Annotated in this window: 1 protein-coding gene; it reads left to right on the top strand. The window is 58.8% G+C overall.

Annotated elements, in window-relative coordinates; all coding sequences use genetic code 11:
• The first annotated feature begins 94 nt into the window (after positions 1-94).
• Positions 95-337, top strand: a complete 243-nt coding sequence (locus DGI_RS16080) for a hypothetical protein (RefSeq protein WP_021762294.1) — start codon at positions 95-97, stop codon at positions 335-337.
• Positions 338-471 lie beyond the last annotated feature (134 nt).

Here is a 471-nt window from a genome sequence, read left to right as displayed (position 1 = left end):
GAGGGGGGTTCGGGGGGAACCCTTTCTCCAGAAAGGGTTCCCCCCGAGAAGTCTTTTCAAAAACAACATGCCCTCGAACAGGACCTGCATTGCCATGAGCGACATCCGCAAGCCCCTTACCCCCGTCAAGCCCGTCGGTCTGGAACTGGTGTTTTTCTACCCCTGCCCGCACTGCCAGCGGCAGGTGCCCCTGGTGGGCCCCACCCAGCCCTCCCTGGCCCAGTGCGACAGCTGCAAAGGCCAGTTCCCCATCGTCCCGGCGGACGAACGGACCCTGACCTTCCTCAAAATCATGCTGGCCAACGGCAAGGCCGGCATCGATCCGGATTTTCTGTAGCACCCGCGCTGCACGCGACTGGCGCATTGTCTTGTTCTGAAAGAAGTCATCGAGGGGAAACCTTTCTACAGAAAGGTTTCCCCTCTCGCAATGTCCTTTTTCAAAAGTAACAGGCTCTAGCCCGCATATTGCAC

Source organism: Megalodesulfovibrio gigas DSM 1382 = ATCC 19364, assembly GCF_000468495.1.
Lineage (GTDB): Bacteria > Desulfobacterota > Desulfovibrionia > Desulfovibrionales > Desulfovibrionaceae > Megalodesulfovibrio > Megalodesulfovibrio gigas.
The sequence above is the reverse complement of the archived record's forward strand: the minus strand, read 5'-3'. Positions and strand labels throughout refer to the sequence as shown.

Coding starts and splice junctions, on each gene's coding strand:
- DGI_RS16080 (WP_021762294.1), top strand. CDS start 95: ATGAGCGACATCCGCAAGCCCCTTACCCCCGTCAAGCCCGTCGGTCTG.